Origin of the sequence: Caldanaerovirga acetigignens (genome assembly GCF_900142995.1) — a bacterium.
GTDB classification, from domain to species: Bacteria; Bacillota; Thermosediminibacteria; order Thermosediminibacterales; family Thermosediminibacteraceae; genus Fervidicola; species Fervidicola acetigignens.
In genome coordinates this window covers 21,645-41,418 of the sequence record NZ_FRCR01000001.1, presented here as the reverse complement: position 1 = coordinate 41,418, position 19,774 = coordinate 21,645, and the positions used below count along the sequence as shown (strand labels likewise).

At 43.1% G+C, this 19,774-nt stretch carries 22 protein-coding genes; 5 read left to right on the top strand and 17 right to left on the bottom strand.

Features of this window, described 5'->3' with window-relative positions:
* Nucleotides 1–5: 5 nt before the first annotated feature.
* Genes BUB66_RS00235 through BUB66_RS00215 form a run of 5 tightly spaced genes read right to left on the bottom strand, consistent with a single transcriptional unit; the run spans nt 6 to nt 3,821 of the window.
* Nucleotides 6–272, bottom strand: a complete 267-nt coding sequence (locus tag BUB66_RS00235; protein ID WP_073252960.1) for an HPr family phosphocarrier protein — start codon at nt 270–272, stop codon at nt 6–8.
* Nucleotides 272–1,234, bottom strand: a complete 963-nt coding sequence (gene whiA, locus BUB66_RS00230) for a DNA-binding protein WhiA (protein WP_244269687.1) — start codon at nt 1,232–1,234, stop codon at nt 272–274. Before whiA ends, BUB66_RS00235 begins: the two co-directional genes overlap by 1 nt.
* 27 nt (nt 1,235–1,261) lie before the next feature.
* On the bottom strand, nt 1,262–2,200 hold the full coding sequence (locus tag BUB66_RS00225) for a gluconeogenesis factor YvcK family protein (protein ID WP_073252955.1): 939 nt from the start codon (nt 2,198–2,200) through the stop codon (nt 1,262–1,264).
* The gene (gene rapZ / locus BUB66_RS00220) at nt 2,200–3,075 is read right to left on the bottom strand and encodes an RNase adapter RapZ (protein ID WP_073252953.1); all 876 of its coding nucleotides are present in this window, start codon (nt 3,073–3,075) and stop codon (nt 2,200–2,202) included. Before rapZ ends, BUB66_RS00225 begins: the two co-directional genes overlap by 1 nt.
* Complete coding sequence (locus BUB66_RS00215) at nt 3,051–3,821, bottom strand: PHP domain-containing protein (protein WP_073252950.1); 771 nt, start codon at nt 3,819–3,821, stop codon at nt 3,051–3,053. Before BUB66_RS00215 ends, rapZ begins: the two co-directional genes overlap by 25 nt.
* An 84-nt stretch (nt 3,822–3,905) precedes the next feature.
* Here BUB66_RS00215 and BUB66_RS00210 point away from each other — a divergent pair, with 84 nt between their 5' ends.
* Genes BUB66_RS00210 through BUB66_RS00200 form a run of 3 tightly spaced genes read left to right on the top strand, consistent with a single transcriptional unit; the run spans nt 3,906 to nt 6,136 of the window.
* Nucleotides 3,906–4,688 carry an HAD family hydrolase gene (locus tag BUB66_RS00210; protein ID WP_073252947.1) on the top strand — a complete coding sequence of 261 codons (783 nt, stop codon included), beginning with the start codon at nt 3,906–3,908 and terminating at the stop codon, nt 4,686–4,688.
* On the top strand, nt 4,618–4,956 hold the full coding sequence (locus BUB66_RS00205) for a YlbF family regulator (RefSeq protein ID WP_073252945.1): 339 nt from the start codon (nt 4,618–4,620) through the stop codon (nt 4,954–4,956). Before BUB66_RS00210 ends, BUB66_RS00205 begins: the two co-directional genes overlap by 71 nt.
* Before the next feature lie 4 nt (nt 4,957–4,960).
* Complete coding sequence (locus BUB66_RS00200) at nt 4,961–6,136, top strand: class I SAM-dependent rRNA methyltransferase (protein WP_073252942.1); 1,176 nt, start codon at nt 4,961–4,963, stop codon at nt 6,134–6,136.
* 28 nt (nt 6,137–6,164) lie between these two features.
* Here BUB66_RS00200 and mgtE (BUB66_RS00195) read toward each other — a convergent pair whose 3' ends face one another.
* The 12 genes from mgtE (BUB66_RS00195) to hprK form a co-directional block, all read right to left on the bottom strand.
* On the bottom strand, nt 6,165–7,508 hold the full coding sequence (gene mgtE, locus BUB66_RS00195; protein ID WP_143156164.1) for a magnesium transporter: 1,344 nt from the start codon (nt 7,506–7,508) through the stop codon (nt 6,165–6,167).
* Nucleotides 7,509–7,510: 2 nt separating this feature from the next.
* Nucleotides 7,511–8,884: a magnesium transporter gene (gene mgtE / locus BUB66_RS00190; protein ID WP_073252939.1), complete on the bottom strand. Its 1,374-nt coding sequence runs from the start codon at nt 8,882–8,884 to the stop codon at nt 7,511–7,513.
* A 257-nt stretch (nt 8,885–9,141) separates the two neighbouring features.
* Nucleotides 9,142–9,615 (bottom strand): hypothetical protein, encoded by a 474-nt coding sequence (locus BUB66_RS00185; RefSeq protein WP_073252937.1) that lies wholly within the window; start codon nt 9,613–9,615, stop codon nt 9,142–9,144.
* Between the two features lie 73 nt (nt 9,616–9,688).
* Complete coding sequence (locus tag BUB66_RS00180) at nt 9,689–10,267, bottom strand: hypothetical protein (RefSeq protein ID WP_073252935.1); 579 nt, start codon at nt 10,265–10,267, stop codon at nt 9,689–9,691.
* Nucleotides 10,268–10,343: 76 nt separating this feature from the next.
* Nucleotides 10,344–11,657, bottom strand: coding sequence for a histone deacetylase family protein (locus BUB66_RS00175; protein WP_073252933.1), 1,314 nt, complete (start codon nt 11,655–11,657; stop codon nt 10,344–10,346).
* A gap of 21 nt (nt 11,658–11,678) precedes the next feature.
* Entirely contained in the window at nt 11,679–13,334 is a 1,656-nt protein-coding gene (locus BUB66_RS00170; protein WP_073252931.1) for a hydantoinase/oxoprolinase family protein, read from the bottom strand.
* A gap of 12 nt (nt 13,335–13,346) precedes the next feature.
* Nucleotides 13,347–14,261, bottom strand: coding sequence for a UDP-N-acetylmuramate dehydrogenase (murB, locus tag BUB66_RS00165; RefSeq protein ID WP_073252929.1), 915 nt, complete (start codon nt 14,259–14,261; stop codon nt 13,347–13,349).
* A gap of 132 nt (nt 14,262–14,393) precedes the next feature.
* Nucleotides 14,394–14,597 (bottom strand): hypothetical protein, encoded by a 204-nt coding sequence (locus BUB66_RS00160; protein ID WP_073252927.1) that lies wholly within the window; start codon nt 14,595–14,597, stop codon nt 14,394–14,396.
* A gap of 161 nt (nt 14,598–14,758) precedes the next feature.
* Nucleotides 14,759–15,607, bottom strand: coding sequence for a D-amino-acid transaminase (dat, locus tag BUB66_RS00155; RefSeq protein WP_073252924.1), 849 nt, complete (start codon nt 15,605–15,607; stop codon nt 14,759–14,761).
* Nucleotides 15,608–15,624: 17 nt separating this feature from the next.
* Nucleotides 15,625–16,377 (bottom strand): phosphatase, encoded by a 753-nt coding sequence (locus BUB66_RS00150; RefSeq protein WP_073253594.1) that lies wholly within the window; start codon nt 16,375–16,377, stop codon nt 15,625–15,627.
* A 20-nt stretch (nt 16,378–16,397) separates the two neighbouring features.
* The gene (locus tag BUB66_RS00145) at nt 16,398–17,453 is read right to left on the bottom strand and encodes a bifunctional phosphoglucose/phosphomannose isomerase (RefSeq protein ID WP_073252922.1); all 1,056 of its coding nucleotides are present in this window, start codon (nt 17,451–17,453) and stop codon (nt 16,398–16,400) included.
* Between the two features lie 3 nt (nt 17,454–17,456).
* On the bottom strand, nt 17,457–18,401 hold the full coding sequence (gene hprK, locus BUB66_RS00140; RefSeq protein ID WP_073252919.1) for an HPr(Ser) kinase/phosphatase: 945 nt from the start codon (nt 18,399–18,401) through the stop codon (nt 17,457–17,459).
* A 97-nt stretch (nt 18,402–18,498) separates the two neighbouring features.
* Between hprK and BUB66_RS00135 the strand changes: the two genes are divergently transcribed.
* Both BUB66_RS00135 and BUB66_RS00130 read left to right on the top strand, forming a co-directional pair.
* Nucleotides 18,499–18,696, top strand: a complete 198-nt coding sequence (locus BUB66_RS00135) for a DUF1540 domain-containing protein (protein WP_073252917.1) — start codon at nt 18,499–18,501, stop codon at nt 18,694–18,696.
* Between the two features lie 136 nt (nt 18,697–18,832).
* Complete coding sequence (locus tag BUB66_RS00130; protein WP_073252913.1) at nt 18,833–19,714, top strand: ComEC/Rec2 family competence protein; 882 nt, start codon at nt 18,833–18,835, stop codon at nt 19,712–19,714.
* Nucleotides 19,715–19,774: the final 60 nt, after the last annotated feature.

Genomic DNA, 19,774 nt, shown 5'->3' with positions numbered 1-19,774 from the left:
AAAAATTATTCTTCACCGAATCTGCTCTCTACAAGCTCGACCAAGGCCTCTACCGCATCCTTTTCATCTTCACCCTGAGCCAAAATAGTAATAGTTGTCCCCTGACTTACTGCCAGCGACATCACGCCCATTATGCTCTTAGCATTCACTTTTTTGCCTTCTTTTTCAACAAAAATCTCCGATTTAAATTTATTGGCAGTTTGAACAAACATAGCTGCAGGCCTTGCGTGTAAGCCTGTCTTATTTTTTACAACTATCGTTTTTTCGTACATTATAATTCTTCCTCCTTTTTGGATTTGATTTTTTCTGCAAATTCCTCTAATTTTTTCAGGCGATGGTTTACCCCCGATTTGCCTAAAGGCGGCGTCATCAACTGTCCTAGTTCCTTAAGGCTTAAATCAGGGTGTTTTACCCTGAGCTCAGCTATTTGCTTGAGCCCAAAAGGTAGATGTTCATAAACCCCACTTTTTTTTAAATAATTTATCATTTCAATTTGGCGGATGGCTGCATCCACAGTTTTATTCAGGTTTGCGGTTTCGCAGTTGACGAGGCGGTTTACGCTGTTTCGCATCTCTTTTAAAACCCTGATGTCTTCAAATTTCAGCAAGCTTTCGCTAGCACCTATCAATCCCAGCAGGTCCCGGATATCATCGCCATTTTTAAGATATACCACAAAAGCATCTTTTCGCGCCGCTACCCGGGCATTTAATCCAAAACTATTTATAAGTTTTGCAAGGGACTCGGCCTGGACCCTGCTCACGGCTACGAATTCTAAATGATATGGTCCCTTAGGGTCGCTGATTGACCCGCTACCCAAAAAAGCACCCCGCAAGTATGCTTTTTTGCAGCACCGTTTTCTTATGAGCTCTGATTTAATATTGTCCTTTATATAGAACCTTTCCTTTTTAAAAAGTATACCAATTTTTTCTAAAAAGTCACCCATATCAGATGAGCTGGCAGTCACTTCGTACAAATTATGCTTTTTCATTTTTTCCTTTAAAACCACTATTTCCACTTCGGCCTCGATGAACTTTTTTAAAAGCTGTATAAACCTTCTCGCTGTAGAGGCGCTCTCCGTAGTTATCTTTATATTGATAGTTCTACCGCCACCAGTTATCTGAATACTGCCGCTCATCCTAACAATTGCGGCAAGTTCCGCTAGCTCGCAATCCCTTTCCGCCGAAATTCGTGAAAGTTCATCCTTCACTTCCGACGAAAATGACAACACCGCCACCCGCCTCACGATATAATGCTTTGTTCTTTATTTTATTATATCTATTATTACTTTGGCAAGCTTTATCGGATCGTGCCTTACCACGTCCGCAAAACCTAATAATTCCCCGTAAATCACCTTGCAGCCCAATTCCTTAATATTTTCTTCATCGCATGTCACGGGGCAAGCTCCGTCTGCCAAGTATCTCAAAAGTATGTGTTCCGGAATTTTTTCGGCATTAACGACTACATATTCTATCAAATTGTTCCCTGCGTGCTCAATAATAGTTTTTACGTGGTCGAAGGCAGTATATCCATCAGTTTCCCCGGGTTGCGTCATCACGTTGACCACAAAAATTTTTTTCGCTCTAGAACTCCTAACAGCATTAGCCAGATCTTTAATGAGAAGGTTCGGCAGTATACTTGTATAAAGGCTCCCGGGGCCTATGATGACCGCATCTGCCCTCTCTATCGCCTCCAAGGCCTCTGGTAGCGGTTTTGCATCCTCTGGAATAATTCGTATTCTTTTAATCTTTCGCCTTATCTTAGGGATCTTCGATTCACCCTTTATTACTGTGCCGTCTTCAAATTCGGCTGCAAGTATTACGTCGCTGATAGTAGAAGGCAAAACCTGCCCACTTACCGCCAGCACCTTGCTTGATTCCTTTATCGCCAGCTCAAAATCCCCAAGTATTTCCGTCATCGCCGCCAAAAACAAATTGCCGAAGCTGTGCCCTTTAAGCGAACCCGCATTGAATCGGTACTGGAAAAGTTTTTCCATCAGGGGTTCCGTATTCGCTAAAGCCAAAAGGCAGTTTCTTATATCACCAGGCGGCAACATCTTCAGTTCATCCCTCAAAATCCCAGAACTACCTCCATCGTCGGCAACCGTTACTATTGCAGTAATGTTTTTGGTGTACCGTTTTAATCCCCTGAGCAGATTGGGAAGGCCTGTTCCACCCCCTATTGCAACTACATTATAGTTCATTACGCTCCCCCCTCGCTACCGCTCTCATCTCTGTGTTCTACTATTACTTTATGACCTTCTTTTCTCAAAAGACTTGAAAGTTCATTGACTATGGCCACAGACCTGTGCCTTCCACCGGTACATCCTACGGCAATCACGAGCTGAGATTTCCCTTCCCGGATATAGCACGGGATGAGAAACTTTAAAAGGTCGGTAAGTTTTTCCAGAAACTTTTGGCTCTCGGGACAGTTTATTACAAACTCCCTTACCCTGGGATCATTTCCGGAAAGCATCCTGAGTTCATCCACGTAGAACGGATTTGGTAAAAACCTCACGTCAAAAACCAGGTCTGCGTCCAGGGGCAAGCCTTGTTTAAACCCGAAAGAAACCAGGTTAATCAAAAGACCCGTTTCCTTTTCTGTCTCGATAAATCTTCTCACTATCTCTTCCTTAAGCTGGGCAGGAGTCTTAAATGACGTGTCGATGATTATGTTTGATGTGGCTTTAAGTGGCTCAAGTTTTTTCCTTTCTAGATTAATCCCCTCAATTATCCTTCTTTCAGGCGCCAGTGGGTGACGGCGGCGGCTTTCCTTGTAGCGTTTTATCAAAACTTCGTCGGAAGCATCGAGGAATAAAATCTCATACGAATAGCCAATGTTTTTTAAGCTTTTTAAACTCTCGAAAAGATGGTCGAAAAAATCGCCCCCTCTTATGTCTATGACAAGCGCTATTTTGTTTTTTCTCGTCTGACGACACAGCTCGGCAAATTTTGGTATTAGCGCAGGAGGCAGGTTATCTACGCAAAAATATCCATGGTCCTCAAATATCCGAAGGGCCAGAGTTCTGCCAGCTCCTGAAAGTCCCGTTATAATTATAAATCTCGCGTCTTCCTCCATAAAATCTCCTCCCAATTTGCATTTGCGTTAATTATATCTTCCTCGGTAAGTCCCCCCTTAATGGCAATTTCTATTCCTCTTTCCATTTCCCCTACCTTTTCAGGAGAATGGGCATCGCTGCCGATGACAAACTTAACGCCATAGCTTTTTGCAATCCTCACGTATCCTTGTGTCATATACCCGTGACCAGCGTTTATTTCCATAGCGGTACCGCAGGATGCTGCGGCATCAGCTAGAGCAGCCGTATCTATCGGAACGTGAAGTCCAGGGTGGGTAATTATATGCACTCTGTAATTTTTTAGAACATTTATCAAAGCCCGGGTATTCTGCTCTATCACCTTCGACTTCAATTTAATTATCCTTTTGGCAGCAAAATTTTCAAAAAAAATATGGCAGAAGTCCTTTAAAGACCTACACCACACCATCGGATGAAGTCCAACCATAACGTAATCCAGCTCGTTCAGCAATTTTTCGGGCAGGTCAAGTTTTCCGTCGACGCTTATTACGTTGGCTTCGCAACCAAAAAGTATTTTGATATTTGTGTACTTACCTCGTAAGTCTTCTATTTCCTTTTTCATTTTTTTAAAATCGTCAAGGGTAGGGCCGATGCCTATATTGGCAGGACCATGTTCGGATATTCCTATGGCCTTCAGACCTTTTTTTATCGCCGCTTTTACGTTGTCCTCTATACTTCCGCATCCGTGGCTGTAACGAGTATGAGTATGAAAATCGGCCAATATTCTCATCGACTTTTCCTCCTTTGAAATAGTATAATATAATTTGTAATCGCCTTCAATTTAAGTTTTTGCAAAGTTGTGGGAGATGATTTTATGAAGGTGATACTTTTTGATTTAGACGGCACCCTCCTGCCATTGGACACCGAAGAATTCATAGAAAATTACGTGAAAATGCTCTCGTGGGAAATGAAAACATTGATACCTCAAGACCTTTTCGTAAAGAAGCTTTGGGAATCCACCTATGCGATGATTAACAACACGGACCCTGGGAAGACCAACAAGGAGGTCTTCTGGGAGAATTTTTTCGAAGGCATTGAATGCGAAAGGGAATTGATCCTCACCAAAATAGGAGATTTCTACAAGAATAGATTTCCAGAACTTAAAAAAGTAATGAAACCGAATCCCATATCCTCCTTTATTCTTAAGGAAGCAGAAAGTATTGGCTTAGAGCTGGTAATAGCCACTAACCCCATCTTCCCCGAAATAGCCATTCGCGAAAGGCTTCGCTGGATAAATGCCGAAAACTTCAGCTTTAAACTCATCACTACTTATGAAAACATGCATTTTACTAAACCCCGGCTGGAATATTATGAAGAGATTTTAAGCATAATAGGCAAAGCTCCAGAAGAATGCCTGATGGTGGGAAACGATGTGGAAGAAGATTTAATAGCATCCAAGTTGGGCATAAAAACCTTCCTGGTAATTGATTACATGATAAATAGAAATGGCATAGAACCGAAGCCGGATTATGCCGGCTCGATAGAAGACCTTTTTTACTTTATAAAAAATATGGGGGGTAACCACATTGAACGTATACGATGCTGCCCACGAACTTGCAAGAGCTCTTTCCCGCTCTCAGGAATACCTAGAACTTAAAGCGGCAACCGAAGAACTTAAAAAAGACTCTAAGGCCGAAGAAATGCTAAGGGAACTCAGGACAAAGCATCTCGAAGTTGAGGCCTTAAAACTTTCAGGCAAGCCTACTGAAGAGGCAGAAAGGCAACTTCAAAACCTTTACGACATAGTTTCGCACCATTCGCTGATAAAGAAATATCTCGAGGCAGAGCAGAGGTTTTTCATCCTAATGTCCGACATCCAGAAAATTATCGCTAAAGCTGTGGAGCTCGATTTAGACAGGGGGTAAAAAATTGGCCAAAGTAATTTTGACCACTCATCGAAAAAAGCGAATAGAAAAAGGACATCCCTGGGTTTTCAAAACAGAGATAGAAAAAATCGAGGGAAATTACAGCCCTGGCGACCTAGTGGAAGTATACGACTTTAAAGGTAAATTTCTGGGCAGGGGCTACATAAATCCCCTGTCGCAAATAACCGTGAGAATTTTGACGAGGAACAAAGATGAGGAGATCGACAGAAATTTTTTCAAAAAAAGGATAGAGGACGCCTTCGAATACCGGCAAAAATTGGGATTTAACGGGAGTTTCAGGCTGGTTTATGGGGAAGCTGATTTCCTGCCGGCCCTCATAGTCGACAAATTCGAAGACGTATTCGTAATTCAAACACTGGCTCTGGGTATAGAACAGTTCAAAGACGTCATCGTGGATATCCTCCGGGAGATGTTCCAACCTCGCGGAATTTATGAGAGAAACGACGTTCCTGTCCGTGAATTGGAGGGGCTGCCTCTCACTAAAGGATGCCTTTTTGGAAACGTCCCGGAAAAAATCCTCATAGAAGAAAACGGCCTAAAACTTTACGTCGACGTCATAAACGGCCAGAAAACCGGCTACTTTTTCGACCAAAAGGAGAACCGCCTCGCCATAGGGCCCTTCGTAAAAGGCGCCGAAGTTCTGGAGTGTTTCTGTTACACCGGTTCTTTCGCTTTATCCGCCGCCCGTTTCGGTGCTAAAAAAGTCATCGCCTTTGATTCATCCAGGGAAGCCATTGAACTTGCCAGGGAAAACGCCGCCTTGAACGGCTTTGAAGGCATCATAGAATTTCACGAAGGGAACGCTTTTGACGTTTTGAGGCACTTTTACAAGAGCGGAAAAAAGTTCGACGTAGTCATATTGGACCCCCCTGCTTTTGCCAAAAATAAACAAGCCTTAGAAGGCGCTATAAGAGGGTACAAGGAAATAAATTTACGAGCTCTAAAAATTTTAAAACCCGGAGGATTTCTAATCACCTCATCATGTTCCCACCATGTGGATGAAGACCTGTTCTGGGAAATAATAGAGTCATCTGCCTGGGATGCGCACGTTACCCTCAGGGTTATAGAAACCCGAACTCAGGCAAAAGACCATCCTATTCTTGCTGCCTCAAATGAAACTAGGTACCTGAAATTTTTCATGCTCCAGGTAATTAAATGACCCCTGCCTTGGAGGCAGGGGTTTTGTTTTACAATCTCAAAATTAGCCTAGCCGTGCTGAAATATACAAGAAGCCCTATTACATCGAGGAGCGTCGTTACGAAAGGCCCCGAAGTCACTGCAGGGTCGCGTCCGAGTCTATTCCACATCAAAGGTATGAAAGTGCCTAAAAAAGCCGCTATGGTTAGATTCATCGCCATGGATAGCCCGATTACGAGCCCCAAAGCGGGAGCACCCTGCCACAAATATGCTATGGCAGCCACAATCGCACCGTTAATCAGCCCCAATATTGCCCCCACGCCACTTTCCCTTATAACATTTTTCCATATCAAAAGAGGCTCAATTTGTCCTATAGCAAGACCTCTTACTACTATTGCAGCCGATTGGGTGCCCACGTTACCCCCCATATCCATCAAGAGCGGAATGAAAAACGACAATGCTACCACTGCCTGCAGTGTTTCTGAAAAATTTTTTATAACGTTTCCTGATACAATTTCCCCGAAAAGTGCAACCAATATCCATGGCAACCTCCTGCGGGCCCTAAAAAGCGGCGAAGTTTTTTCCGGAGCTATTTCTTCCGATGCCCCCGCCATTTTGAGAATATCCTCGGTAGCCTCTTCCTGGGCTGCATCCATCACATCATCGAAAGTTACAATGCCTAAAAGAACGTTATTCTCATCCACCACCGGCAAGGCCAAAAACCCGTACTTAGCCATAAGTCTTATTACTTCTTCCTGGTCTTGAGTTGCGAAAACCTTTTTTACATCGGTATACATAATTTCCGAAAGAGGTATATCTGGTTCGGAAAGCACTAGGTCCCTAAGCGAGAGAACTCCAAGTAATTTGCCGCCGTCATCCACGACATAGACGTAATATATCATTTCAGCATCCGGAGCGATTTCTGCCAATTTGTCCAACGCTTCCTTTGCCTTCATATCTTTCGGAAAAGCTATGAACTCGGTGGTCATTCTGCCGCCGGCAGTGTTTTCATCGTATAAAAGCAGGGACCTTATCTCGTTTTGTTCCTGCTGGTGCATAATATGCAAAAATTTCTGTCGAGCGCTTTCTGGCAGCATCCCCAGATAATCGGCCAAATCATCGGTTGACATCTCTTTCAGCAAAAGAGCAGCTTCTTCCGGTGCTATGTGAGTTAAAATGAAAGTTACTTTTTCGGGCTCTAGTTCTTCCAGTACATCCCTGGCGGTTCCGAATTCCAATTTTTTGAAAAGCTCAAGACATTCCTGGGACTCGAGGTCGGAAAATAGCTCGGCTATGTCGACGGGGTGGCTATCTTTTAAAATTTCCACTACTTTTATAAAATTGCCTTCTCTTAAAAGCTGTTTGATTTCGTTTGAATTCAAACTGGTGCCCATTGTTAAAACCTCCCGAATGCCACCGTTTTTTTAATCCCCAGGAACGTCACCGTAAGGGCGAAATAGATAAGTAATGCAGTAACATCGATAATGGTGGTGATAAACGGCCCTGAAGCCACGGCAGGGTCAACTTTTATTTTGTAAAAAATAAGCGGAATCAACACACCTATAAATGCGGAAAACATTATTGCTATGCTCATAGAAGCACCAACAACCAAGCTAAGGTTAATATCTTTTTGCCATAAAGCTGCTACAGTAGCTATTATCGCTCCGCATGAAACTCCCACGAACATGCCGCCAAAGGTTTCGCCAACTAAAAATTTCATCACGTTTTTTATTGAAATCTCCCCTGTAGCAAGCCCCCTTACGGATAATGCCAGGGACTGGGTTCCTACGTTTCCGGCTGTAGCCATTAACACAGGAATAAAGAAAGCAACTGCCATCACCTTTTCAAGGACTGTCGAATATCCATCTATAACGACCCCTGAGATTAAGTCCCCCAAAAGGCAGACCACCAGCCACGGGAGCCGCTTTTTTACAGCTCCTAAAATATTGGTGGTAAGGAGTATCTCGTCTTCAGGCGTTATTCCGGCAAGTTTATGGATATCTTCTGTGGTTTCTTCTTCAAGTACATCCATAGCGTCGTCTACCGTAACTATTCCCAGGATGTGATTTTCTTCATCCACAACCGGTATAGCCAAAAGTGAATATTTAGAAATAAGCTGGGCAACCTTTTCCTGATCTTCGTCCACCCTGACCGAGACCACTTTTTTATGCATAATTTCAGAAATCCTCTTATTTCTCGGAGCGGCTATGAGTTCCCTTAGGGACAAAACTCCAAGAAGGTGCTTTTCTTTATCCACAACGTAAAGGTAGTATATGGTTTCAGCTTCTTTTCCAAACTTCCTTACATCTTCGATAGCTTCTTCCACTGTTTTGTCGGCGTATAGGTAAACATAGTCGGTGGTCATTATGCCGCCGGCAGAATCTTGAGCTAGTTTTATGAGGGATTTTAACTCCTGTTGATGCTCCTGTGGCAATTTTGCCATCAATTTCTCAACTTTTTCATCGGGCAGTTTCTGGAGCAGGTCTATTATTTCGTCCACCGACATATTTTCTAAAATTTTCACGAGATGCATTTCGGGAATCGATTCAATGTAAGGAATTCTCTCTTCGGGCTCGAGCTCTTCGAGCACTTCGGTGGCTTTTTCTAGGTCCATCAGTTCAAAAAAAACCTTTTTATTTTCGTCTTTTACTTCTTCCAAAATCTCCGCTATGTCTGCAGGATGCAATCTAGACAGTATTCTTTTTATTTCGTCGGTTTTTCTAGACAGGATTAACTGTTTTAAAAGAGCGACCTCCCTTTCATTTTTCATCCGCTTCCCTCCCCGAAAAACTCGGGGCTACATCCTGCCGCCGGAGAGCGGCAAGATGGCCCCGGCAAATTTTAAATTGTTTCGCTTATTACTAGGACCGGCGTCCACCTTGCCGCTCCCCCCTTTTAATAAAAAATTCCCTTCCTAATGCGAAGGGTAAAAGTTCACACCGACTCGCATCCGCACTTACATTATATTCTACCGATTTTATATGTCAAGAGCAAACCAAAAGAGAGGTTGAAAAACAACCTCTCTTTTTACTGGAGCTGCTGGCTGATTTGCTGCTGCTGTTGCTGAATCTGTTGTAATTGCTGATTTAATTGTCCTAATTGCTGCTGGTTCTGCTGCCCAAAGGCTTGGTTTGGCTGAGCATTAAGCTGTTGATTCAACTGCTGGAGTTGCTTATTAAACTGGTCTAAAAGCTGGTTCATCTGGTAAAAGACCTGGTTTGCGTGAATGCTCTGCTGAGCCTGATTCAGGGCGTTTATCGCCTGCTGTATGGCCTGGCTAACCTGATTGTCGGTCTGCTGCTGCTGAGTTTGGGCCTGGTTTTTTAATTGATTGAGCAATTGCTGAAATTGATTGGCTGTCTGCTGTCCGGCCAACTGTTGTTGCTGTTGCTGATACTGCTGGAACTGAGATTGCCTTACCCTTTCCGCTATCTCATTAGAAAATTCTACATCTTTTTTCCTTTCTTGAATCGTCGCTTCCAGGTCCTTTTTTTCAGCCATAATTATCCCCCTTTATTGTTTTTCTCTTTTTTAATATACCCGGGGGAATTTGATTTAAACAAAAAAAATATGGTTATTGCAGAATATTATCGAGCGAATTGCTGAACTGACTGAGAACCCGGTTTTTTATAACGTTTTCCTGGGCAGCGCTTAACGTCGATAGAACCTGCTGAATGGTCTGTTGAATCGACATTACGGGATTTACATACGCCTCTTGATGTGCACTGGATGATTGATAAAAGCCATTTTTTAGTTGATTTTCTATGTTTTTTAAATTAAGGACCAGTTCTTGGACTGAAGAATTAAAGTTTTCTACCCGCCTTTCAAAAGTACTTATAAACTGGTCAAAAGCGTTTTCTACTTCAGCAATTTTCTCCAGTATGTTTATTCTATGCTGCCCCGCCTGTTTTTGCAGCAACTTTGTGTTGGACCCGGCCAGCCACTTTGAAAGCAGGCTCTGGTTTTGTTCAAGACCCGTTTCCAGATCCTTAAGACTGGTTTCCACGTAACTTTTTACCTGTTTAAGACTATCCTGGATATTTTTTAAATTTCTAACATCATTTGTTAAGTTCGATTTAATCTGGTTGCTAAGAGATTCCAGTTTCTGATTGCTTTCTAAAAAAGCTTCAACCATTCCCTGGATTGAATTCAAAAAAATTCACCTCCTGCACTCTATCAGTAAATATTTTTACCAGGCAGGAGGTCTTTTCTTCATCCATATTTTTCTATTACTTTTTTATTTTAAATTCGTCGTTTACCTTATCCTGAAGGTATACCCCTGTGTAATCATCGGGGTCTGCAGCTTCGTAAATTTTCCGGGCTTCTTCCACACATTCTTTACAAGCTCCGGGAGGGATTACAACTGCGAGGATAAAATACCCGAGGTCGCATTTTGACTTTATCAAAGTATACCCCGAACATGACCTGCAAACCTTTATAGTCTCTTCTTGATTTTCCATTATTCCTATGGTGTCGTAATATATCCTTTTGTTCCTACGGACAAAGTCCTTTCCATCGAACATCTTTCTTGCAATTTCTTCCTTGCGAAGCCACCGCCCGTATATATCGTCACACAGGCGCTTTATGTAATCGGAAATCCACGCCGGCTGTCTCATTTTATCCGGCTCATAGTCGGGTTCCTTCACATGCGAATAGTCAAGGCCGGCCAAAGCCAAAATTATGCCCAGATTCACGCAAGGCAGCGCCCCTTCTATGGAATACCCTCCCTCCAAAACCGCTATGTCGGGGTCTAAAAGTTCGGTCAGTTTAGCATAACCCTGCGCTGTAAAATTCATACTGGTTATGGGGTCTGTATAATGGTTGTCCTGACCGGCCGAATTGACTACGAGGTCGGGTTTGTATTCTTCTATTATAGGCATTACCAGGTTTTCAATAACATAAAGAAAACCCTCTTCACCGGTTTGGGGGGGAAGGGGTATATTCAAAGTATATCCATAAGCGCCGGGTCCTCCTAATTCGTCCGGGAAACCAGTTCCGGGATAAAGCGTTCTTCCATCCTGATGTAGTGAAATAAAAAGTGTATTTCTATCATTCCAGTAGATGTCCTGGGTGCCATCTCCATGGTGGCAATCGGTGTCGACTATGACCACCTTTTTTGGTCCAAAGTATTGCCTTATGTGTTCTAGCATTACCGCTTCGTTGTTTATTATGCAAAACCCACGGTCGCCGTATACCACTCTATGGGCATGATGTCCCGGTGGCCTGACCATGGCAAAAGCTTTTTCGACCTTTCCTTCCAACAGCGCCCTTGCCGCTTGTATGGCCCCACCTGCCGAAATCAAGTGGGATTTGGTCACCACCGACTCTACATCCGGCACGCAAAAATGCACCCTTTTGATATCTTCCTCTTTTGCCAACACTGGATTAAAAAACTCAATGCCTTCTATATCCTCCAAGCCTTCTTCGCTGACTTGATCCAAGGTATAAAGCAGCCTTTCTTCTCTTTCAGGATGGGTTGGGCTTATGGCCCAATCAAAAGCCGGGAAAAAAACCAACCCCAGCTTGTTTCTTGCCTTAAGCATCATTAACCCTCCCAATTTATTTTAAGTAAGGTTGGTTACGCTGGGCTTTATCTGAGCTTTGACCCTTATGTTCCTGCCGACGGTATAAAATCCCCTCACCATGTTAAAGCATGACTCCTCTACTATTTCCGCCTCCGCCTCTTCGGAAAGCGGCGCCAGCGTTGACGCCCTTTCCTTTATCAATTCCATCGCTTGCTTTCGGGCTTTCTCCAAATTGAATTCCTTGCCTATTTTTTCCCTTATTCCGAGTTCCGGTACAGTTAGATACCCCTTCCCTGTATCAGCAAATAAGGTAATTTCTGCCGTCACCCTGCTCAAAGCGGCACCGATGGCATTAGCCACTTCGAAGTTTTCAGGAACAACACACGGAATTTTTAACTTCCGTTCCAGCACCAGAGACAGAGCCTTAGCAGGCCCACCGATTATGACGGCTTTTTTCGGAGATATCTTTTCCCCGTACAAAAGCTCCCGAATGGTGTAAACCGGCTTGTTGTTTATATCTTCTAATAGCTTTTCCACCTTTTCCCTAATTATATCTCCCATTCTTTCAAGAATTAATCTCGCTGTTTCTTCCGGAGAAATCCCCATAATATCTCCTAACTCTTTCATGGCAAGATAAGCTTTTTCTTTTGTACCGGCATTTAAAAGTCCCATCAATATCATTGCATCAGTGGGTGTAGGCACCGGTCCCCCTAAAGTTTTAGGCGGTCCTTCCCTTCGGGGGCCTATAGCCAGTTTGCCCCGTTCGAACCTAACAGCACTATCCCCGCCTATTGCAACCGAGTGAGAGTAAATAGCCCTCACAACGGTAGGATAATTCCCTATCCTGATCCCCTTCGGCTCGAGTAAGGGAACCCCTCCTGCAAAAAAAGAAATATCTGTCGTAGTACCACCTATATCCAAAATAACCGCATCATCGTTGATACTGGAAAGCCCCCAGCATCCCATTACACTGGCAGAAGGACCTGACAGAATGGTATACACCGGGAAAGAAACTGCTTTTTTAAGATTCATCGTCCCACCATCAGCCTTGAGCACATTTACTGAAGCTTTTATCCTTCTTTCTTCAAAAGCTTTCTCTATGGCTGAAGAGAAATAACTAAAGCGTTCATACACGGCCGCATTAAGATAAGTAGTGTAAACTCTTCTCGGGAAATTCAATTTTCCGGAAAGGGCATGTCCCATTACGACAGGAAAGAAATCTACTCCTAGTAATTCTTTTACCTTTAACTCGTGGATGGGATTCCGGACGGAAAATTTTGTCGCAATTCCGATGGCTGAAATTCCCTTCTCTTTAAACCGAACAGCAGCCTCTCTGACTATGTTCTCATTAAAAGGCTTAATTTCCTGGCCGCGATGATCTATGTAGCCATCGAGAAATACGTTTTCTTCACCGCACGCTAAAAATGAAGCATCTAAGCCGGGGCCGCTTTCCAATATCATGCCTACGGGTGATGTCTTCCCCTCAAGGACTGCATTAGTGCATAAAGTGGTACTTAAATTAACCCGCTCAATCTCACAGGGACCTTCGTTTTTCAAAAGTTCATCAACCGCCCGACAAATACCTTCAATCATTGAAATTGAGGCATAGGGCACCTTTGATTTTTTTATTATCTTCCCGTTGCCTAAAAGTACAGCGTCGATGTGAGTGCCCCCGACATCGATGCCTATTATCACTTCTCCTCCCTCCTAACCTTCTCCTACCACCTTTATTTCGGGTTCGAGCAAAATACCAAATTCCTCTTTGACTTTGTTTTGAATGATTTGTATTAGATTAAGCACGTCTTGGGCAGTGGCATTGCCGGTATTCACTATAAACCCGGCGTGAAGCTCAGAAACCTTCGCATCTCCAATTTTATAACCCTTTAACCCAGCCTTTTCAATCAAAAAACCGGCATAATTCCCAAGCGGTCTTTTGAAGGTGCTGCCGGCGCTGGGCATATTCAAAGGTTGCTTCATTTTCCTTTTTTTGGCAAATTCATCCATCTTTCTTTTTATTTCTTCATAAATACCGGGATCTAACTCAAGCTTTGCTTCAAGGACTATTTTTCCCCCGGTTTGCAGTTTGCACCACCGGTAAGAAAACTCCAGCTCTTCATTTTTCATGGAACATATCTCTCCATTAAAATCCATTACCATAACTTCTTTCACCACTTTTGCCATTTCTCCATCGTAAGCTCCTGCATTCATTATTATCGCGCCCCCTAAAGTTCCTGGAATACCGCTCGCGAACTCCAAGCCTGTTAGGCTGTTTTCTAAGGCTGATTTAGCGACCGCCGATAAAAGAACGCCGGCTTTTGCCTTTATTGTCCTTCCCTCTACAGTAATATCGTTAAAATTTTGGGCAATCTTAATTACAACTCCTCTTATCCCCTTGTCCCGCACCAGCAGGTTCGTGCCATTTCCCATTACAAAAATTGGAATTTTTCTTGGGCTGCAGTAATTTACTACCTTCTTTATTTCGTCTACGTTTTTAGGTAACACCATCACGTCCGCGGGTCCGCCTATCCGAAATGAGGTATGATATCTCATTGGCTCGTCTATTTTCACCCTATCGGAAGTTATTAATTTACAAAGGTCTTTGTAGATGGAATATTTCTCCACAACTATCTCCCTTTCGCTCGAATTTCATTCGAATATCCTTCGGATTTTTCTTTGTTTCTTTTAAGTCACCTTCCTACCATAAATTATACATTAATTCTCCTTGCTAATTAACAAAACTAAAAAAATTTATCTCTAAATTTTAAAAGAATAAGCTTCCAATAGGTTTTCACCATATAAAATTACAAAAGTATGTGGGACAAAATCTGCGAAAAAAATAAAGCCTCCATTTAGAGCAAATCCGCTCATATCCACATGGATAACCGTTACTATGGTATAACCACCATGTTCTATCGGGCAAACCCCCATAAAAAAGTTTTCGCTCATCACTTTCAACATGAAATCACCCCGTAGTAAAGTTAAAAATTTTATTCCACTATTTAGAATTTCCATTGATAGGAAAAAATTGCACAAAAAAATGGGTAAAAGGTCTCAGAGGCATAGCTTTGCCCTGACACCTTTTACCCTATCTATATTAACTCGCAAGTAAAATTATACACCTACTGGTCAACAGTCTTTGTCAATTTTCGGAATTCCTCGATTATATTCCTTGTCAAATTTCCGGGAACGCCGTCTCCTATTATCTTTCCATCGACTTTTACTACAGGCATTACCTCTGTCATGGTGCCCGTAATAAACACCTCGTCTGCGTCGAGTAATTGGTCTAAAGAGAAGGTCTCTTCCCTTAGCTCTAAATCCAATTTTTCTGCAATTTCGAGCACAACTCCTCTTGTGATCCCGTGCAAGATGAAATTGTTTGCCGGATGGGTAAGGAGCTTATTGCTTTTTACAATAAAAACGTTGCTGCTCGAAGCTTCAGTTACTATACCTCCCCTGTGAAATATGGCTTCAAAGGCACCAGCTCTCTTGGCCTTTTCTTTTGCAATGCAGTTCGGAATGAGCTGAACGGTCTTTACATTACAGCGCATCCACCGCTCATCGGGGACAGTAATGGCGCTCACGCCGTTTTCATAGTACTCTTCCGGCTGGGGGTTGGCTTCGCGCGCTATAACCACCCAAGTGCATGAAGTTTTCTCCGGGAAATTGTGCTGGCGCGGTGCCGCACCGCGGGTGACCTGGATGTAAACCGAAGCATCCTTGAACTCTCCATCCGCCACCGCCTTTTTGCAAACTTCTTTCAAATCTTCGATGTCAAAATCGAACTTTAAGTATATCTCCTGGGCGCCTTTCTTCAGTCTTTCTAAGTGCCTATCTAGATAAAAGAACCTGCCTTCGTAAACCCTTACGACTTCATAAAGACCATCGCCGAATTGAAATCCCCTGTCCTCCACCGATACTTTTGCATCACTGTAGTCCACTCTCTTTCCGTTCAAATAAACAACAGTCATCACAAAAACCCCCCAAATTAAATTTTTGCTCCGGGCTCCCGCCTTACCGCCGGCATTTCCCTTCCCTTCGACTTTAAATAGGATATTACCTTTTCTACCGATGTATTGAGTATGTTTTCTTCAGGAAGGCCGGCTTCCTCTATTACCTTCAGGGCCTTTTCAAAATTGCCCACGTCAAAACATATATGAGCATCGCTTCCCACCACAATCTTCGCTCCGAGTTTTGCCGCCTTTTTTGCTATCAGCAGGCAGTTTTCCTCGCTGCCGCGTCTACTTACTGTAAAAGAACTATTGTTGATTTCAATGTGCACGCCGTATTCTATAGCAGCTTCAATAACTTTATCTATATCAATTGGGAATTCGGGATTCCCTGGATGCACAAGCACATCTACATAAGGATTCTTCATGGCATTTATGGCCGCCCGGGTGTTTTCTTCAACTGTACCACCGGGGTAACAATAAGTGTGAAAGCCGGCAAGCACTATGTCCAGATTCCTCAAATAATTTTCCTGCAGGTCTAATGTCCCGTCGTAATCTAAAATATTGGCCTCTACTCCGCGAAGGATGAGGACCCCCTCAATTTGTCTGGGCAATACTTTCAGGTTGCCGAAATGATAAGGATGTGGGCCTCCTGGCATTGAAGGCCCGTGATCCGTTATGGCTATCATTTTGAGACCCTTAGCCGCAGCCGCTTTAGCATTTTCGAGGACTGTACTATAAGCATGGCCGCTTGCCACCGTATGACAGTGAGTATCTACTTCCAGTTTCAACAAAATCACTCGCCTTCCTACTAGTCTTTCATGCGGCTTTTCAGGGTGTTTATAAAATCAATTTCAGTCGGGTCTTTTTCATTTAACACAGCAAGATAGGCGCTCACATAGTCACCGAATATAACGTGGTACATAATTCTCTCCAATCTGGTTTCACCAAGCGGCCATACTTCACTTATGCCCGAGACCATTTCTCTTATAAGAGCCGAGGTAATTTCAATCCTCTTTTTGACGCGTTCGTTTTCCTCGGGCGACCTCAAAATAACAACTTCCATCATTTTAAGGAGTCTAGGCTCTCCTTCGAAGCCCATTATCTCGTTGTGATTGAGCTCGGGGAAAAAATTGAAGAATGCAGGATGCTTGCCGTTTTCATTCATCTGCCCCTTCCAGCGCACCGCCAAGGCGTCTGTTAATCCTTGGGAGCCGTATATTACCGGAATTTTTCCGTATAGCCTTCTCGCAAGGGCCTTAGCCGGGTTTTTATCTTCAGGAATTTGGGGCTCCAAATCCTGTCTAACTTTCTTCATAAGTTCGATTGCACCCGGAATCTGTTTTGTACAATTACGTATGATTCCCGCTTCTTCCAAAAGCACCAAAAGCGGCATGAAAGAATATCCTATTGCAGCTCGCGGAGGCATCCCGGCTGGTATAGTAATCACCGGCACTTCATCGGCCATTGCCTTATTTTTTAGCTCTCCTCCCGTTGTTATGGCCACAATCTTGGCTTTTTTCTCCTTTGCTTCATTGTAGGCCGCAAGGGTTTCCTCAGTATTCCCTGAATAACTGGATGCTATTACTAATGTCCTCTCATCCACATAAGAAGGCAAGTGATAGTCTCTGTTCACTACGATGGGAATATAGCATGAATCTTGGGCCATCATCCGGGTGAGGTCTCCGCCTATAGCCGAGCCTCCCATACCGCTTATGACCACATTTACGATATTGTGAAACTTCAAGCCCTTTACTGCACTTTCTGCAATATCTACAGCCTCTTCGCATTGTTCCGCAAGCTTGTAAATGAGGTCGAACATCCCTATTTTGTCAAGCTGCTTTAATCTTTCTCGTTCATCCAACATTTACTATACCTCCTTCGTATTGTTATTTTCCTCTTCCTCCTGGATCTTGTCCATTATTTTTTGGGCAAAAATCAGCGCCGCATTATAGCCCATAGCTTTTAATCTACGGTCCATCGCCGCAACTTCTATAATAGCGGCAAGATTTCTTCCAGGTCTTATCGGAATAGTCTTTTTCGGAATAAAAGATTCCAAGATTGTTATCATTTCTTCTTCAAGGCCAAGCCGGTCTTTTTCTTTATATTTTTCCCACTCGACCATTTCAATTACCATATCTATTCTCATGTCATTTCTCACAGCCCCTGCACCGAATATTGTCTTCACATCTATGATGCCAAGTCCCCTCACTTCAAGGTAATGGCGAACCACTTCGGGAGCCGAACCTATCAACACATTTTTGGCTACCTGCTTTATTTCAACTACATCGTCGGCCACTAAACGGTGACCTCTTTTTATGAGTTCTACCGCAGTCTCGCTCTTTCCTATCCCGCTTTCGCCGACTAACAGAACCCCTACACCGTAAACGTCCATTAAAACCCCATGAACAGTGGTTCTTGGAGCCAATTCGCTCTCAAGGAAGTCAGTTAATCGGCTTATAAACCTGGTAGTGGCTTCCGGGGTCCTCAGCACCCACCTGCCGTACTTTTTCGCGAACTTCAAGAATTCCTTGGAAGGCTCAAGATTCCTCGTAATTATAACGCACGGAATTGGGTATGAGAAAAGTTTTTCCAGGCGCTCTACTCTCACTTCAGGTTGCAAGCTTTTCAAAAAAGTTATTTCAGACATTCCGAGTATCTGGACCCTTTCATAGGCAAAATAATCAAAAAACCCAGCGAGCTCAAGGCCTGGCCGGTTAAGGTCGCTGACGGAAATTTCCGGCAGACTTTTTGATTTTACCAGCACCTCTAGGTTAAATTTCGCTATGACCTGCTTTAAATTTAACCCCTTCAAAATTTACACCCCGTAAAATTAATTCTACAAAAAAGAGTTAATTCCTCCCTTATGGAAATACTAGTTAGTAGAAAACTTTTACCGCGGAGGTGTGACCATGCCAAATCTAAAGTGTAACGTCACCAGTTGCAAATACAACAGAAACTTAGAGTGCTGCGCAGAAAACGTTATGGTCAATGCCATAAGGCCTAACTGTACTTCTAAAGAAGGTACCTATTGCGATGCTTATGCCAGAAAAGACTCCGCTGAAAGCGGAAGCTGCGTTAACAACAATAGCAGATTTTGCTGGGATTAACCGGTTGAAGCTAGGGGATCATCATCCCCTGGCTTTTTTGGTCCTTGCTATGAACCGCTATAATTTGTTAAAATAACATCACCCGACATATTCTACTATAAAAAATTCTACTACAAAGCGAAAGGAAAAGATAGCAATGAAAAAAAACAAAATCGCTTCCATTTTATATCTTTTGCTCATAATAATCACTGCTATACTTATTGCTGGTTGCTCGGCGGAGGTTAATCTCGAACAGGAAAACAAAGATGTCTTTCCCGGAACACTCAAGGTTTGCTTTTTGGACGTGGGCCAGGCAGATAGCATATTTATCATCCTTCCCGGCGGCAGCACCATGTTGGTAGATGCCGGAAACAACGACGATTCGAAAACGATAATCGAATACATAAAAAATGAAGGTATAAAGAAAATAGATGCCGTCGTCGTCACCCATCCTCATGAAGACCATATAGGTTCCATGGACGAAGTGATACGCGTTTTCGATATAGGAAAGGTCTACATGCCAAGGGTCACAACCACCACCAGGTCTTTCGAAAATTTTCTAAATGCAGTATCCCAAAAGAAACTTAAGATAACCCCGTTAAAAGGCGGAACGAACATACCATTAGAAGAAGATGTCGACATTAAAGTACTCGCTCCCAACAGCACCCGCTACGATGATTTGAACAACTACAGTGCGGTGCTTAAAATAACTTATAAAAATATTTCCTTCCTTTTAACCGGTGATGCCGAAAAGCTCTCTGAGGAAGAAATGCTGAAAGCAGGCTACGACCTAAAGGCAGACGTCCTAAAAGTAGGACACCACGGCAGCAGTTCAAGCACATCCGTAGAATTCTTAAAGGCGGTGTCTCCTAAGTTCGCTGTAATAAGTTACGGAAAAAATAACGATTACGGCCACCCCCACAGAGAAACACTACAAAAACTAAAAGAACATGGAATTAAAATTTACTCGACTGCCGAAAACGGACATATTGTAATGGAAAGCAACGGAACGAGTTTAAAGGTTATCACCATAAAATAGGCTATACATGGCAATAACTGACGTAATTAACTGTTTATCGAAAGAAGAATTCTTAAAGTG